The organism is Pseudomonas sp. MAG733B (assembly GCF_036884845.1).
Taxonomy (GTDB): Bacteria; Pseudomonadota; Gammaproteobacteria; order Pseudomonadales; family Pseudomonadaceae; genus Aquipseudomonas.
Genome location: NZ_CP145732.1, coordinates 4,761,552 through 4,777,310, shown reverse-complemented (window position 1 = coordinate 4,777,310; position 15,759 = coordinate 4,761,552). Strand labels below are relative to the sequence as shown.

Here is a 15,759-nt window from a genome sequence, read left to right as displayed (position 1 = left end):
GCCTCTCAACGATTTTGCTCGGGGTTCCATTGCGTATAACGCTGGCCGCGCAGGAACTGCCACAGACCGATGCTCATCCCGGCGAGGGTCACCAGGAGGAACGCGGCGAGGCGAAAGGGTTTGGGCAAGCGGTGTTGCGAATCCAGCAGGCCGGCGATGGCCGCCGAATACCCCAGCAGTTGCGCGATCAGGCTCAGGCGATAAAAAGCGTGGTCGTCCCACAGCCAGAAGTTGCTCAGCAGCAGTGGCAGCAACAGTATCGGTGCCAGGCGCCGGATCAATTTGTGGCTGATAAGCGCAATCGCGTACAGGCCATGTTTCAGCGGATTGAGCAATTCACGACGCTGGGCCAGGCTTTGCAGACCCCCAACAGTCACGCGCTGGCGACGGCGGAATTGCTTGTCGGCTTCATCCACGCCAGTGTCGATCACCCGGGCTTCGGGCACGTAGATGATCCGCTTGAACGCCACCGGCGCGCAGGTGCTGATAAAGAAGTCATCGTTGACCTCGGCCGGCACGTTCTGGAACAACTCGCGGCGCAAGGCGAGCAGCGCGCCGTCGGCGGAAACCATGCAGCCAGTGCGGTTTTCCACGTAGCGCAGCCAGCCTTCGTAATGCCGATACAGGCTGTCGCCGATGCTCAAGCCCTTGCCGGTCACCGGGATCAGCATGTGCCCGGCGCAGGCGCCCACTTGCGGATCAGCCAGCGGTGCGAGCAAATGGCCCAGGGTGTCGTGGGACCATTGGTTGTCGGCGTCGGTGAACACCAGAATTTCACCGGTACTGAGCGCGGCACCGGCATTCAATGTTGCCGCCTTGCCCTGGCGGGGCAGGTCGAGCACGGTGATGCGCGGGTCGACAACCTTGCGTGCGCAAGCCACGGTGTCATCGGTGGAGCCATCGCTGGCCAGAATGATTTGCAGCGTGCGCGCCTGATAATCCTGGGCCAGCACGGTGCGCAGTTTTTCCTCGATATGCCGCGCCTCGTTGTGCGCGGCAATCACAATGCTCACTTCCATCGGTGCCGCAGGACCGTGACGCCGCGCGGCGAAGAACGGGGCTAGCAGGGTCAGCAGCAACGGGTAGCCGAGGTACGCGTAGACAGGCAACAACAGGCACAACCAGAAAATGAATTCAGCCACGGGCGGGCCTCCTGGCATTCCAATGACACAGACTGAGGATGAACGCGGCGCCGGCCAGGTGCAGGCGCACCCAATGCAGGCCCCAGAGTTGAACGGTCAGGCACGGGTTACGGTGCTTGGCGGTCTGGCGCACGCTCAATACCAGCGCCGGGACAGTGGTCAGCAGCACCATGAGCAGCGCATGGTGAGGAAAGCCGTTGAACAGTGCAGAAATCGCCATCAAGTCGAGCAGCCAGGCGCACAGCGACAACAGGGGAAAGCGCAGCAGGCGCAGGCTCATGCCATGGGTACGCAACAGTTGCAGGTGGCTGCCCTGGCGCCACATTTCCTTGCCCATCCACTCGCGCCAGTTCATTTCGTAGCCCCAGTGCAGGGCGATGTTTTCGTTGATCGACATCAGCCGCGCACCGCTGGCGCTCTGGCGCAGGGTGAAATCCTTGTCCTCACCGGTGCGCAGGGTTTCGTTGAAACCACCGACTTTGTCGAACCATGCGCGGCGCATCAGCAGGTTGGCGCTGGGCAGCCAATCGACCATTTGCACGGTATGCCGGGAAGGGCGCAGGGTCCGTCGTTGCCAGGCCGTGGCGTACCACGGCGCTTGGGCCGGGGTGTGCAAGTCCAGGCTAAACACGTCGGCAACGCCGGCATCCTCCAGCTTCAGCAGATGGGTGAGCCAGTCTTCAGGCATTTCGATGTCGGCGTCGATGAACGCCAGCCATTCACCGGTAGCGACCTCGGTGCCCCGGTTGCGCAGGGCGCCGATCAGCACGCCGGGTATGACCAGCACCTGTGCGCCGAATTGCCGGGCAATCTCCGGCCCCTGATCCTGTGAGCCGTTATCGACCACGATCAACTCGCATTCCAGGCCGGCAACATTGGCAGCCCGTTGCGCAGCCAGCTGGGTGCGGGCGATGTGCCGGGCTTCGTTGTACATCGGGATGACGATACTGACGCGACTCATGCCTTGGCCTCCGGGATTGGACTTTCTTCGGCTTTCAGACGCAGCACGCTGGTCATGGCGAGCATGATCCACACGTACTTTTGATTCGGTGCACTGAGGAACATCAGGAACAGCGTCAACGACAGGAAACTCATGCCCAGGTGCGTTAACAGGTCGGCTTGTTGCCAGTTGCGGCGCTGTATCCAGGCCCGTCGGGCGCGAATCAGGTTGTACAAGCCCAGGCCAAGCATGCCGACGAACAACAGCCCGGCGGGAATCCCCAGTTCACTGAAAATTTCCAGATAGGTGTTGTGGGCGCGGCGATACAGGTCACCGATTTTGCGGTTGGCGGAAAACGCCTTGGCGTAACCGGTGGTGGCGTAGTGCAGCGGGAAGGTGCCGGGGCCGGTGCCCAGCAGCGGGTTCTGCTGGATCATCTGGCTGCCGACCACGATGTACGAGGCGCGGCGACCGAGGGATTCGTCCTGGGCCTTGGCACCGGAACTCAAAATGCTCAAGGACTGGATGCGCGCGACGTAACCGGGCGGCATCGCATAAATCGCCAGCGGCACGATGATCGCGAAGCCGAGCATGGCAAAGCCCAGGTGACGCGGGCGAATGCGCGGCAAATGCGCGCGGTAGTGCCATGCACCGATCATCAGGCTGAGGAACAACACCACCAGCCCCGAGCGCGATTCAGTCTTGGTCATGCCGCCCAGCAGCAAAATGAAGCAACCCAGCCAGAACAGGCGATGCAGCAGGTTCGGGCTGCGGATCACCAGCAGCAACGCCAGCGGCACGGCGAAGGCGATCAGCATGGCAAAGGCGTTCGGGTCTTCCAGCAGGCCGGCGGCGCGGCCCTGGTCCTGATACTTGCTGGAAAACATCGCCAGCGCACAGGTCAGGGTGACGCTGAGGGTGACCAGTTTGGCGAACAGATCCAGGTTCATTTCACGGCCGATCAGCAGCGTGATCACGAACAGGATCAGGCCGACGCTCAGTTCCCGCAGATGCCCCAGCGACATGCCCATGTCATCCGTGTTGAGCAGGCTCAGCAGGTAAAGGGCCATGAAGCCGATCAGATAGCGCCAGATATTGCTGCGCAGGCGTTCGGACGGAATCTGGTGCATCGCCAGTTGCAGCATCAGGATCAGCGCCAGTGAGGCACCGATCAGCTTGGTGCCCGACAACGCGCTGTCCTTGAAGAAACCTTCCAGCGGTATCAGCGCGGCAATACCCAACAGGCCCCAGGCCGGTTTGCGATACAGCACGGCGAAACCGACCAGGCCCAGCACCGCTCCCGGCGCCAGAAACGGATAAGGGCTGGCCAGCAACACGAGGCAGACCAAACCAAACAAACTGACGATCGAGAGCGGAAAAATCACGCGCGTGCCTCCCGTGCGGTACGGATATAAAGCTGCGACCAGCTTTCGGCCAGGGCCTTGAGGTCGTAGCGATCCAGTTGCGTACGTCTTGCGTTGTCGCTCAACTCTTGTGCCAGCGTCGGATCACGCAGCAGGGTGCCGATCTGCCGGGCGAGGGCGGCGCTGTCGGCGGGTGACGCCAGCAGGCCGTTGTGCCGGTCTTCCAGCACATCGGGAATCCCGCCGACACCAAACGCCACCACCGGCACGCCGGACTGCATGGCTTCGAGCAGAATCATCGGCGTGCCTTCGGTACGCGAGCTGATCACCAGCGCATCGAGTTGCCGCCACCACAGGCGCATGTCGGTCTGGTAACCGGGCAGGGTGATGCGCTCCTGCAAACCGGCTGCAACGATGCGCGTCAGCAGGCTGTCCCGTTCCGGGCCGTCGCCGAGCATCACGGCGTCCAGTTGCGGGTATTGCTGACACAGCGGAATCAGCGCATCGAGAAACAGGTCGGGGCCTTTTTCACTGCTCAGGCGCCCGACGTATCCGGCCAGCCAGCGCTGACGTTGCGCGGTCTGTGGCTGCTGGTCGTGGGTCGCCGGCAGGCCGTTGGGTATCACTTGCAGTTTCTCCGCTCGCACACTGGCCTGGCGGTGCAGCACGGCAATGCTTTCGGCGACGCAGACCACGCGATTGACCGACGCGGTGCGGCACAGTTGCAGGCTCAGCCAGGTGTAGAACTTCTGTTTGCGACTGCGCGGCGTGAAACCGTGTTGCGTGATTACCAGCGGCAGGCGCAACAAGGTTGCGCCGACCCAGCCGAACAACAGGCCCTTGAAATTGTGCGTATTGATCAGCGGCCGCTCGGCCCGCCGCTGACGCAAATGCGCCAGCAACGCCCCCAGCCCCGTGCAACCGCGACAGTCGACCCCGGCCTCGCGAAACCGCGCGAGCAACTCGTATGGTGCATCGAGAAACAGCACCTGGTGTTGCCCCGGCGTCGCCAGGCAGTGGTCGAGCAACATGCGCTCGGCCCCATAGAAGCCACCACTGCTGAGCAAATGAATGATCGGCAGGGATGGCTTGCTGTGCAGGGACGCGTTCAATTGCGCACCCAATGGACGAAGCTCGGCACGCTCCAGTTCCGGTGTGGATTGCTCGGCTCCACGTTTTGATCGTTGATCACCAGCAGCACCGGCAGGCCCAGTTCGTGGGTGATTTGCGCAGGATGCTTGAAGCGATGATCGAAGAACTCACGCACGTAGACGAAGGCAATCGCCAGCAACAAACCGGTGAACAAGCCGAACGGAATGATCAGCAGCGGTTTGGGAAACGCCGCTTCGGTCGGCTCGAACGGCGGGCTCAGGACCCGGGCGTTGGACAGGTCATTGTCCAGCGAACGGGCTGTGCTGCTTTCGGCAAAGCGCTGGGCGTAGGTGGAGAAGGCCGCGTGCAAGGCGTCGATCTCGGTGTCTACCTGGCGCAGCTTGCTCTGGGTTTCCTGCAACTGGTGGATGCGGTTCTTGAACTCGGCAATGCGCGCGGTTTTCTGGTCGATCACCGAACTGACAATCGCCAGGTCGTTGGTGCGCTCCTGAATCCGGTTGCTCACCACTTTCAAGAACTGCTGGCGGGTGCGGGCGATTTGCTCGCGGGTCAGCAGCATCGGCTCACTGCTTGGCTGGAAGATTGCGAGGTCGTTCATGTAGCGGCTGACTTGTGTGGTCAGCGCTTCACCCATCTGTTTGATCTCACGGTCTTCGAAGGCAACGTTGTCCACGGTGGTGGTGAAGGTGTAGGGGAAGGTGTAGTCATTGAGCTTGGAATTGCTGGCGGCGGCCAGGCTGGTTTTCAGGTAGTCGAGCCAGCGTTGGCTTTGCAGCAAGCGGTCGCGGTACAGGTTGAGCGCTTGCTCCTCGGTGTTGATCGCGTTCAGGCGGAAGGTAATCTCTTCCTTGGGATCGGACGCGCCGATAGCGCCCAGCAGATCCTGCCGATTGCCTTCCAGGCCATCGAGGCGCACCTGATACTGCATCTTCTTGGTTTCGTAGAAGCTCTGCGGCAAGTCGATCGATTGCAGCGCCTGACGGCTGACCAGGTAGTTTTGCAGCAGCGCGGCGACGAACTTGGTGCCCTGGGCCGGATCGGGGAAGCTGTAGATGATCGAGATCACGTTGGAACCCGGAAGGGTTTCGATCTTCAGGCTGTCGATGGCTTGTTGGGTCAAGCCATCGAGCGTGGTGTCGCGCACTGGATCGGTTTCCATGCCCAGCGCCGATTTCATCGGGTTGATCACGTTCTCACGCAGCGGTGTGCTGACGTACTTCTTGAACGGTTGCGCCAGCAGTTTGTTGAGCATGCCGGGAGGCGGGCTGTATTCGCCCTTGTCCCGCTGCTCGCTGATGGTCTGCCGAATCAGCGCCGGTGAGCGCAGGATGTTGCTCTCGGTTTCCATGTCGGCCAGTGACGGCGGAATGAACTGCGCGTTTTCCTGATTCAGCGACGTGGTGGCGTCGCCCTGTGAGAGTTTTTTCGACTGCACGATCACCTGGGCGGTGATGTCGAAGCTTTGCTTGAGCACCAGTGGCAGCACCAGAGCGATCACCGCAAAGATCAGGAATATGCGCTTCACCAACTGCTTGTTGGCGAAGAAGATCCTGAAGAACTCGTGCAGGTAGTTTTCCTTTGGATTCATGTCAGATCACCTGAGAGTTAGTTGCTGTCACTGTCTTTGTTGTCGACGCGGTAGCCGAAGCTGAAGCCCACACCCTGGAACAGCACCACATCCGCCAGTTGCCGTGCGAGTTCACCGGCGCTGGCCAGTTTGGTCTTGGGCACATAGAGCATGTCGTCCGGTTGCAGGTAGGCGATCTGCGAGGCATCGCCGGCCAGGGCTTTTTCCACGTCGTAGCGACGGGCTTCAACCTGATTGCCGTTGCGCCGCATGATCACCACTGAATCCAGGCGCGCCTTGACGTTGGAACCACGGGCCAGGGTCAGGGCTTCGAGCACCGAGACCGGACGGCGGATCGGGTAGGAACCCGGTTGGCCAACCTCGCCAAGCACGTAGATTTCGTTGCCCGCGGTGGATTTGAGCAGCACGTCGACGGTCATCCGTCCCGGCAGTTGCGCGTACTTTTTATTGAGGAAGGCTTCCAGTTGATTGACGGTCATGCCTTGCAGCGGCACGGCGCCGATTTCCGGGAAACTCGCGTAGCCGTCGGTGCCCACGGTGATCTCGCGGCTCATGCCGGTGGCCGGGTGATTCAACGCGCTTTTCATGTTTTGCTCGTTGGTCAGCGGACTGATGATCTGCACGCTCAGCTGATTGCGGTTGGGCTGGAACAAGGCTTTGCGGTTGTAGGCGCGCTGGATTTCGGTACGTGCTTCGTCGCTGGTCAGCCCGGCGATTTTCACCGAGGTGTTGGCGCCCGGCAGTTCGATGCTGCCGTCCGGCAGCACCAGTTGATTGCCGTTGAGCTGGCTGGCGGCGGTGAAGTTCAGGCCGACCTGGTCACCGGACTGGATGCGGTAGGCATCCGAGCCACTGGTGCTGATGTGGAAGATCACGTCCAGCACATCCTGCGGACGCAAGGTCTGTTCGACCTTGGGCATGTCGGTGGCCTGGGCGTTGGCCGGTGAGGCCGTGAGGATATTCACCGGCATGTTCTGGGTTTCGGAAGTGCTGGTGCAACCTGCAAGCGGCAGCAACAGCAGGACAAGCATCTTGGCGTTCATGGCGTCATCCTTTTTGCGTTTGCTTACAGGTTTTTGTAGAGCCACTTGGGCATGTAGTACTTACGCCGGTTGAACACGCTGCCGACCAGTTTCGCGCCGGCCTGGGTCAGGCGCTGGACCGCGGCCTGGGCCACTTCCCAGCGGGTGTCTTCGGAGCGCACGACCATGATCACGCCGTCCACCTGAGTACTGATGACCAGGGTGTCGGCGGCCGAATACACCGCGTCGCCGTCAATCACCACGAAGCGATAACGGCTGCCGAGCTGGTCGAGCAACGGGCTCAGGCGCTCCGGTGTCAGGTGTTCGCTGCCGCGGGAAAAACGCCCATACGGCAACACGTGAAAGGGCAGGCTGGACACGTCCACCACGCAGTCCTGCAACAGCGGCGGGCTCTGGGTGTTGAACAGCAGGTCGCGAAAACCGCGCTCCTTGGTCAGCCCGAGCTGATGGGTGAGGTTGGTCGAGGACTGGCTGCTGTCCACCAGCAGCACTTGGCCGCTGCTCATTTGTGCCAGTTGGCTGGCCAGTGCCAGGGCACTGGTGGTCGTGCCTGCGCCGGGGTTGGCGGCGGTCATGAACAGAATGCGCACATCCTGATCGAGCACGGTCGAGGCGAGGTTGGACTCGCTCGGGTTGGCGATGCTGAGACTCTTTGCAGTTGAACCGTCCATTAGCTTGCTCCGTGGCCGCTGAATACTTTGAAGGGGGTTTTCAACAGGATCTTCAGATCAAGCAGCAGGCTCTGCTCGGCGATATAGCTGAGGTCCAACTCAACGCGCTGGTCGAAGTCGATGTTGCTGCGCCCGGAGATCTGCCAGAGGCCGGTCATGCCGGGGTAGATGCTCAGGCGCGCGAGGTGATTGTCCTTGTAGCGATAGGCGTTGAACGAGGTGGGCCGCGGGCCTACCAGGCGCATGTCACCGGTCACTACGTTGATCAGATTCGGCAGTTCGTCGAGGCTGGTGCGCCGCAGGAAACCGCCGATGCCGGTGATGCGCGGGTCCTTGTCGATCTTGAAATCGATGGCGTCCTTTCCGTGTTTGTTCAGATGCCGCAGGGACTCCTTGAGCTCTTCGGCGTTGGCGACCATGGTGCGGAACTTGTACATGCCGAACATGCGACCGCGGTAACCGGTGCGCTTTTGCACGAACATCACCGGACCCGGGCTGGTGAGCTTGATGGCCAGTGCCAGGCCCAGCAGGACCGGAGAAATCAGCAGCAGAATCATCAGTGCACCGACGCAGGCGAGCACGCGATTGGTTCGCGACAACGTCCATGGCCGGCCGCCGTCCCGGCCCGTCACCCAGCCGCGCCCCTGCATATGGATCGCCGCGTCGAGGCGCATCCGGTGTTCGGGGTCCATGCGTTTGTCACGGCGTAGCTGTTGGATCGGTACACCTTTTTCATGTCCTGTCATTGGGCAGTCCTCCGCTGTAATTCAGCCGCGAGCGGCGCATGGGCGATAGGCAGTGGGTAGTAATCGCGGAACCAGGCGATGAACCGCCCGAGTCCTTCATCCAGCTCGATACGTGGCTGGAAACCGGTGGCGCGGGCCAGGTCGCTGGCATCGGCGCAGGTGTTGAGCACATCGCCGGGTTGCAGTGGCAGCAACTCGACCAGGGCTTTTTGCCCCAGGTGTTTTTCCAGCAACGCCAGGTAGGCCTTGAGTTCCACCGGGTGCTGGCCGCCGATGTTGAAGATCTGCCAGGGCGCCATGCTGCTGGCCGGGGCCGGTTGTTCACGGTCCCATTCAGGGTTGGCTTGCGGCGCGCGGTCGATCAGGCGGGCGATGCTTTCGATGATGTCGTCGATGTAGGTGAAGTCCCGTTGATGCTCGCCGTAGTTGAACAGCTTCAGCGGCCGCCCCTCGGCAATCGCCCGGGCGAACTGGATCGGCGACATGTCGGGCCGGCCCCAGGGACCGTACACCGTGAAAAAACGCAGGCCGGTGCAGGGAATGCCGAACAGATGGCTGTAACTGTGGGCCATCAGTTCATTGGCTTTCTTGGTCGCGGCGTACAGCGACAGCGGGTGATCAACGCCGTCCTGCACGGAGTAGGGCGTGTGCTGGTTGGCGCCGTACACCGAACTGGATGAGGCGTAGATCAGATGCTTGACCGGGTGATGACGGCAGCTTTCGAGGATGTTCAGAAAACCGCTCAGATTGCTGTCGAGGTAGGCCCGGGGATTGTCCAGCGAGTAACGCACCCCGGCCTGGGCCGCGAGGTTGATCACCACTTCGGGTTGTTCACGGGCAAACAGGGTCTCGATGGCCGGGGCATCGGCCAGGTCAACCGTTGCGAGCTGGAAATGGCCGACCTGCTCCTGCACCCAACGCACGCGATCGTGCTTGAGTTGCGGGTCGTAGTAGTCGTTGAAATTATCCAGGCCGACCACCTGATGCCCGTCGCGCAACAGCCGCAACACACAATGGGCACCAATGAATCCGGCGGCTCCGGTCACGAGAATCTTCATGGGCGCGGCGCCTCGGGTACGACGTGACGCAAGCCGATGCCGCTGTAGTGCAGGCCGGCCGCTGCCACGTGTTCGGGGTTGTACAGGTTGCGCCCGTCGATGATCACCCGTGAACGCAGTTTGCTCGCCAGCAGGTCGAAGTCGACCACGCGGAAGTTCTTCCATTCGGTGCAGATCACCAGCGCATCGGCATCTTCCAGGGTGTCGTCGCGGGTGGCGCACAGGTGCAGGTCGTTGCGGTAGCCGTAGAGGCGCCGGCATTCGGACATCGCTTCCGGGTCGTAGGCCTGCACGCTGGCGCCTTCGGCCCACAGCGCATCCATCAGGTAACGGCTGGGCGCTTCGCGCATGTCATCGGTGTTGGGCTTGAACGCCAGGCCCCAGATCGCGATGGACTTGCCGGCCAACCCTTGCGGGAACTGCGCCTTGAGCTTGCTGAATAGAATGTGGCGCTGGCTGTCGTTGACATCGGTGACGCTGCGCAACAGGCGCAACGGCATGCCGTTGTGTTCGGCGGTGTGCAGCAGGGCACGCAGATCCTTGGGGAAGCACGAGCCGCCGAAACCGCAACCGGGATAGATGAAGTGGTAGCCGATGCGCGGGTCCGAACCGATACCTTTGCGCACGGCTTCGATGTCGGCGCCGAGCAGCTCGGTGAGGTTGGCCAGTTCGTTCATGAAACTAATGCGTGTGGCGAGCATCGCGTTCGCTGCGTACTTGGTCAGCTCGGCGCTGCGGTTGTCCATGAACATCAGCTTTTCATGATTGCGGCAGAAGGGCGCGTACAGCTCGCTCATCTGACTGCGGGCTTCGTCATCATCGGTGCCGACAATGATCCGGTCTGGCCGCATGCAGTCGGCCAAGGCACTGCCTTCCTTGAGAAATTCGGGGTTGGACACCACCCGCACCCTCAGCGCGTTTTTGTCCCGGCGCTGCAATTCCTTGAGAGCGGTGGCGGCGACCTGGTCGGCGGTGCCGACCGGCACGGTGGACTTGATGATCAGGGTGCGGTCGGCCTCCATGTAGCTGGCGATCTGCCGGGCCACATTCAGCACATGGGTCAAGTCAGCGGAACCGTCCTCATCGGCGGGTGTGCCGACGGCGATGAAGATCAACTCGGCGTGTTCGACGGCATCGCTGGCCTGGGTGGAGAAGAGCAACCGACCGGCCTTGATGTTCTCTTCCAGCGTTCCGGACAGGCCCGGTTCACTAATTGGTGGAACAGCTTGTTGCAACTGCTTGATCTTGTTCGGATCAATGTCGACACATAAGACACGATGTCCGACATCGGCCAGTGCCGCTGCTTGTATCAGGCCAACATAGCCCGTACCAAATACGCTCACGTCCATATTGGCGTGCCTCGTAAGTTCGCTGGAAAGATCAGAAATGGGACTGTCAAAAGGGGTATAGCCCAGCCTTGGCAAACCGTGTCAGCAAAATGACATGTTAAAAGAGTAAGACACCCCCGGTTTTGGGGGGCCAATTGCCATCAAGAGCTTGCCCCTGCTCGCTTTGACGGATTTTTGCGGCATCGAGAAGATTTTCGAGAAAGCGATAAACGGTCGTAGGGCTTTAAATTCAAGGCTTATAGGCACTTGAGTGTGTCAGATTTGAGACGTTTTTTTTTTGACGCTTTCTTCTCATTTGCGCCATTTCTTGCGCTTTGATGGCCCGGTGCTAGTGTCAAAAAATGGCCGACAAACTATTGGCCGCCCGCGAGAACGAGTACCGGAAAGCTAATGATTAGATATCTCAAAGAAATATTAATTGCTGTCTATTTGATTACCCATTACGACTATTACTTTGGGCGTATCAGCGCGATCGGAATTGGCTTCCCGTTGTTATTATTTGTCGGAATGTTTGTTGTACTGACTATTGCTTTATTCATGGCGGCGAGCATTCGCCAGACACTTGTTCGGCATTGTTTCGCATTGGCAATGTTTGGTTCGGCGGTGTTCTTTGATGTTTATTCGCGGGTCACCGCTGACTACCTGACCTACAGCAGTTTCGTCTCGCTGGTGTATTCCGGTGGTTTCATCGAAGAGGCGCTGTACCAGTACCGCGATGCGATCATCGGCGGTGTGCTCGGTGGATTGCCGTTGTTGTTGGGCATCGGCCTCAAGCCGCGTCGACAAACGCCGGTGCCGGGAGCGTTGTTGGTGGCGGCGCCGGTGTTGGGGGTGTTGTTGCTCAGTGCGGTGCTGTTCGTACGGGCGGGCGAGGGCGCGCGCGGGTTACCGCAGATGTACACGCCGTTGGCCTACCTCAACCTGTTCGCCTACGAGTCCCTGCACAACACCGTCGGCCCGCGCGAGCCAGTGAGCCTGGCGCGCCTCGCACAACCGGTGAACCACGATATTGTGCTGATCATCGACGAAAGCATTTCCGGCAACTACCTGGACATCAATGCGCCGTTCGGTGTGCACAGCAATCTCAAGGAACCGCATCCCGGCGTGGATATGTTCAACTACGGCTACGCCGCTTCGATCGCCAATTGCAGCGTCGATACCAACGTCACCCTGCGCTATGGCGGCACCCGCGCCGACTACGTGCGGATCAACAGCACACTGCCGTCGATCTGGCAGTACGCGAAAAAGGCCGGCCTGCACACGGTCTACATCGATGGCCAGCGCACCGGCGGCAACTTGCAGAACCTGATGACCGAGACCGAGAAAAGGGACATCGACGAGTTCGTGCAATTCGACCAGACCAGCGTGCGCGACCGTGACATGGCCGCAGCGGCGAAGTTGATCGAGCTGCTCAACGACGACCAGCCGCAACTGGTGGTGATCAACAAGGTCGGCGCGCATTTCCCGGTGCACGACAAGTATCCGGACGGCTTCATGGCCTATCGTCCGACGCTGCCTCGCGGGCAGTTCGTGGAAGTGGCGGAAACCGGTGAGCGTAACGGTTTCAATGGTCAGCCGGATGATTGGCTGTTGTACCGCAACGCCTACAAAAACACCTTGCTGTGGAACGTCGGCGAGTTTTTTTCACGGGTGTTTGCCCAGGCCAATCTGAACAACGCCTTGCTGATCTACACCTCGGATCACGGCCAGGATTTGCACGAACGCGGCAATCCCGGTTTGAACACCCATTGCGGTGGCGACCCGGTGGAGGAGGAAGGGTTGGTGCCGTTGGTGGTGATCCAGGGCAGCGGCTTGAAGACCCTCGACTGGCAGGCACAACTGGCCGGCAACAAGGATCGCTCCAGTCACTACAACATCTTTCCGACCTTGTTGCAGTTGATGGGGTATGACCTGGCGGGTGTGGAAGCGGTGTATGGAAAACCGTTGAGCGTGCCGACGGCGGACGACTTCACGTTCAACTATCGATTCAATGCGCGGTTGGGGGCGAAGCCGGAGTGGAAGCATATCGATTTGGGCAGCATTGTGACGCCATCCGAGGTGCCTGCCAGTGTGGCAGTGGGGCAGTGAGGTTTTGGTAGTCTGGTCTGCCTCATCGCGGGCTCAGCCACTACACATTTTGAGGATGCCCACATCTGGCCCGATACACTCCCGGCGCACACCCCAACCACCGCAAACACGCGCGGTTGAAACTCTGCACATCGCTGTACCCCAACCGGTCGGAAATCTCCACCAGCTCAAGCTCTGCGGCCTGCAACAAATCCTCGGCCCGACAGCGCCGATACTCATCCAGCAACTCGGAAAAACTCCAGCCCAGTGCTTTCAAGCGCCGCGCCGCGGTGCGTTCGATCAGGTGCTGCGAGGCGCAGAACTGTTGCCAGTTGGCCCCGGCGAGATCATCGATCAGGTAGTCGCTGATCTGTTCCAGCAAGGTCGGTTCGCTGTTGCGCCGGGTCTGTTCCAGCAACTCGATCAAGGTCTGTTCCAGGCCATGGTTGCCGGGTGTCAGCGCGGTGACGAACAGTTGCGGGTCGAGGTGGATCGTGTGCTGCGCCTGCCGCCACTGCACGGGGGCGCGGAACGCTTGTTCATAGTCCTGCGGATTGGCCATGCAGGCGCCGGCCATATCCACGCCCAGGATCGGATCGCGCACCAGGCCACTGGTGAGAAATTTTCGCCGCAGCATGCTGCACAGACTGACGAGGATGTAATCGGCGGTCGGTGCAACAGCCTTGACGCTGCCGCTGTCGAGCAGACGCAGTTCGACACTGTTCTCGCCGCGCACGATCCTGGCCTGGAAATGCCCGTTGAAAAACGGGAAGAAACGTTCGAAATACTCGCAGGCGCTTTCCAGCGACGCGGCGACATCGAACAGGTAGGTCAGGCCATTGGTGGCGGTGGAGACGAAGCGTCGACCCGCCGCCAGACCGATCAACGGGTCGCCAGTCTGCTCCAGGGCAAACGACCAGAAACGCCGCGACAGAAACAGCGGCACGCGCATGAATGGCGCGCGCAATTCGAACAGGCTGCGCCGGAACAGCGCTTCGATGTTGTCCCGGTCAACGCCGCGCGCCAGCAGCTCTTCGATGGCCGGTAGCAAGGTCGGCGCGTAGAACGCATTGGCGGAGGGTGGATGGTGCAGTGGCTGATCGCTTTTTGTCATGTAGGGCTCACCGCTTGTTTCGGAACACTGGTTAGGCTGCCCGACGTTAAGCGATTTGCCGGAGCAAGACCATGCTTGATTTACGCCAGCTCGACCTGAACCTGCTGCTCGCCTTCGATGCGATTTATCAGCAGCGCAGTGTCACCCGTGCCGCCGAGGTGATGTGCCTGTCGCAGTCGGCCATGAGCAACGCCCTGCGTCGCTTGCGCGAATTTTGCGGCGATCCGCTGTTCATCAAAAGCCATTCGGCATGAGTTTGCCGAGTCGGGTCGCCAGCGCATTGGGCTTGCAACACGTGCCGTTGCCGCTGGAGGAACCGGTGGAGCTGAAATTGGCGCTGTACATCGAGGCGCGTTATCGCTTCGAACGCAGCCGTGAAGAGGTGATGCATTGCCTGTTGCGGGCATTGGGTGAGCCTCGGGCGATGCAGGCGCTGGCTCGCCGCGCGTAAGCACGGCTCTTGTAGGAGCTGCCGCAGGCTGCGATCTCTTGATCTTGTTTTTCAAGGGCAAAATCAAAAGATCGCAGCCTGCGGCAGCTCCTACATGGAACGAGTGATCCCAGTGAGCAATCGCTCATCGACCTGCACAATCGCCTCGACCATCGCCAGCGCCGCCGGTGTCAGGGAATAACCGACGCGACTGACGATGCCGTAATGCAGGAGCAAACCGGGGTCGTCGTTGGGCAAGTCGACAAAATCCAGCAGTTGAAACAGCCCCTGATCGACCTGTTCGGCGAGGGCTTCCATGGTGGCGATGCCCACCGCGTCGGAGCGTCTGACCACGCGGCAGATGGCATCGAATTGTGCGCATTCGACGCTGGGGTTGAAGTCCGGCTCGCCCTGCACATCGGCGAGGATCTTGCGGATCATCGGCGGGATGCGCGTGCCGACCACCGCATAGTCGAGCAGGGCGCGCAGCGACAGGTTTTCACGGTTGGCCAAGGGGTGATCGACGCGGCAAAAGAACCGTCCGCGCCGTGGTCGCAGCAGTTGCACGTGGTATTGCGGATCACCGGTGAAGTACCGCGAATCGGCGACCAGAAATTCGATCTGCTGCTCGCGCAACCACAGCGCCAGTTGCTCCCAGTCACCGAGGTGGAAACAGGTGCGGATCGCCGGGTGCGCCTGGATGAATTGCGCCAGGGCTTCGGGCACCAACAGCTGCGCCGGATACGGGCCGCTGCCGAACTGCAATTCGCCACCGGTCAGGCCGTTGTATTGGGTCAGTTCGTTGTGCAACGCCTGGCTACCGGCCAGCAGACGCCGGGCGTGTTGCAGCACCAATTCGCCTTGGCCGGTCAGGCGGAACTCGCGGCTGCTGCGCTCCACCAGCGCGCAATCGAGGTCTCGCTCAAGGGTCTGAATACTACGGCTGAAGGCCGGTTGGCTGAGGTTGATCGCTTCGGCGGCGCGGCCAAAACTGCGGTAATCAGCCAGTGCGACGAGGTGGCGAAGCTGTCGTAGATCCATCATGCGTCTCCTGCATTCAGCGGATACTTTTAATGCATTGGATCGATATCACAGAGACTGGCATAAGTACACGCCTGTCTTCTCGCCGTAGCC

15 protein-coding genes are annotated in these 15,759 nt (G+C 60.8%); 3 read left to right on the top strand and 12 right to left on the bottom strand.

The genetic code is table 11. The features are described 5' to 3' along the window. Window positions 1-5 precede the first annotated feature (5 nt). Genes V6Z53_RS21850 through V6Z53_RS21805 form a run of 10 tightly spaced genes read right to left on the bottom strand, consistent with a single transcriptional unit; the run spans window position 6 to window position 11,014 of the window. Window positions 6-1,142, bottom strand: coding sequence for a glycosyltransferase (locus V6Z53_RS21850; RefSeq protein ID WP_338581717.1), 1,137 nt, complete (start codon window positions 1,140-1,142; stop codon window positions 6-8). Then, window positions 1,135-2,103: a glycosyltransferase gene (locus tag V6Z53_RS21845; RefSeq protein ID WP_338581716.1), complete on the bottom strand. Its 969-nt coding sequence runs from the start codon at window positions 2,101-2,103 to the stop codon at window positions 1,135-1,137. Before V6Z53_RS21845 ends, V6Z53_RS21850 begins: the two co-directional genes overlap by 8 nt. Continuing rightward, window positions 2,100-3,467: an O-antigen ligase family protein gene (locus V6Z53_RS21840; RefSeq protein WP_338581715.1), complete on the bottom strand. Its 1,368-nt coding sequence runs from the start codon at window positions 3,465-3,467 to the stop codon at window positions 2,100-2,102. Before V6Z53_RS21840 ends, V6Z53_RS21845 begins: the two co-directional genes overlap by 4 nt. Then, the gene (locus tag V6Z53_RS21835) at window positions 3,464-4,558 is read right to left on the bottom strand and encodes a glycosyltransferase family 4 protein (RefSeq protein ID WP_338581714.1); all 1,095 of its coding nucleotides are present in this window, start codon (window positions 4,556-4,558) and stop codon (window positions 3,464-3,466) included. Before V6Z53_RS21835 ends, V6Z53_RS21840 begins: the two co-directional genes overlap by 4 nt. Then, complete coding sequence (locus V6Z53_RS21830; protein WP_338581712.1) at window positions 4,555-6,147, bottom strand: Wzz/FepE/Etk N-terminal domain-containing protein; 1,593 nt, start codon at window positions 6,145-6,147, stop codon at window positions 4,555-4,557. The genes V6Z53_RS21835 and V6Z53_RS21830 overlap by 4 nt, the downstream gene beginning before the upstream one ends. Window positions 6,148-6,164: 17 nt before the next feature. Beyond that, window positions 6,165-7,190, bottom strand: coding sequence for a polysaccharide biosynthesis/export family protein (locus V6Z53_RS21825; protein ID WP_338581711.1), 1,026 nt, complete (start codon window positions 7,188-7,190; stop codon window positions 6,165-6,167). A 23-nt stretch (window positions 7,191-7,213) separates the two neighbouring features. Beyond that, complete coding sequence (locus tag V6Z53_RS21820; RefSeq protein ID WP_338581710.1) at window positions 7,214-7,861, bottom strand: CpsD/CapB family tyrosine-protein kinase; 648 nt, start codon at window positions 7,859-7,861, stop codon at window positions 7,214-7,216. Next, the gene (locus V6Z53_RS21815) at window positions 7,861-8,607 is read right to left on the bottom strand and encodes a sugar transferase (RefSeq protein WP_338581709.1); all 747 of its coding nucleotides are present in this window, start codon (window positions 8,605-8,607) and stop codon (window positions 7,861-7,863) included. Before V6Z53_RS21815 ends, V6Z53_RS21820 begins: the two co-directional genes overlap by 1 nt. Further along, the gene (locus tag V6Z53_RS21810; RefSeq protein WP_338581708.1) at window positions 8,604-9,665 is read right to left on the bottom strand and encodes an NAD-dependent epimerase; all 1,062 of its coding nucleotides are present in this window, start codon (window positions 9,663-9,665) and stop codon (window positions 8,604-8,606) included. The genes V6Z53_RS21815 and V6Z53_RS21810 overlap by 4 nt, the downstream gene beginning before the upstream one ends. Next, a complete protein-coding gene (locus V6Z53_RS21805; RefSeq protein ID WP_338581706.1) occupies window positions 9,662-11,014 on the bottom strand; it encodes a UDP-glucose/GDP-mannose dehydrogenase family protein in 1,353 nt (450 codons plus the stop codon). Before V6Z53_RS21805 ends, V6Z53_RS21810 begins: the two co-directional genes overlap by 4 nt. A gap of 390 nt (window positions 11,015-11,404) precedes the next feature. Between V6Z53_RS21805 and V6Z53_RS21800 the strand changes: the two genes are divergently transcribed. Beyond that, window positions 11,405-13,102, top strand: a complete 1,698-nt coding sequence (locus V6Z53_RS21800) for a sulfatase-like hydrolase/transferase (protein WP_338581705.1) — start codon at window positions 11,405-11,407, stop codon at window positions 13,100-13,102. A gap of 40 nt (window positions 13,103-13,142) precedes the next feature. Here the strand turns inward: V6Z53_RS21800 and V6Z53_RS21795 are convergent, their stop codons facing one another. Continuing rightward, a complete protein-coding gene (locus tag V6Z53_RS21795; protein WP_338581704.1) occupies window positions 13,143-14,195 on the bottom strand; it encodes an AraC family transcriptional regulator ligand-binding domain-containing protein in 1,053 nt (350 codons plus the stop codon). 71 nt (window positions 14,196-14,266) lie between these two features. Between V6Z53_RS21795 and V6Z53_RS21790 the strand changes: the two genes are divergently transcribed. Next, window positions 14,267-14,449: a LysR family transcriptional regulator gene (locus V6Z53_RS21790; RefSeq protein WP_338581703.1), complete on the top strand. Its 183-nt coding sequence runs from the start codon at window positions 14,267-14,269 to the stop codon at window positions 14,447-14,449. Continuing rightward, window positions 14,446-14,646 (top strand): hypothetical protein, encoded by a 201-nt coding sequence (locus tag V6Z53_RS21785; protein WP_338581702.1) that lies wholly within the window; start codon window positions 14,446-14,448, stop codon window positions 14,644-14,646. The genes V6Z53_RS21790 and V6Z53_RS21785 overlap by 4 nt, the downstream gene beginning before the upstream one ends. Window positions 14,647-14,736: 90 nt before the next feature. On the opposite strand, the gene V6Z53_RS21780 is transcribed toward V6Z53_RS21785, so the two are convergent. Then, window positions 14,737-15,666, bottom strand: coding sequence for a LysR family transcriptional regulator (locus V6Z53_RS21780; protein WP_338581700.1), 930 nt, complete (start codon window positions 15,664-15,666; stop codon window positions 14,737-14,739). Window positions 15,667-15,759 lie beyond the last annotated feature (93 nt).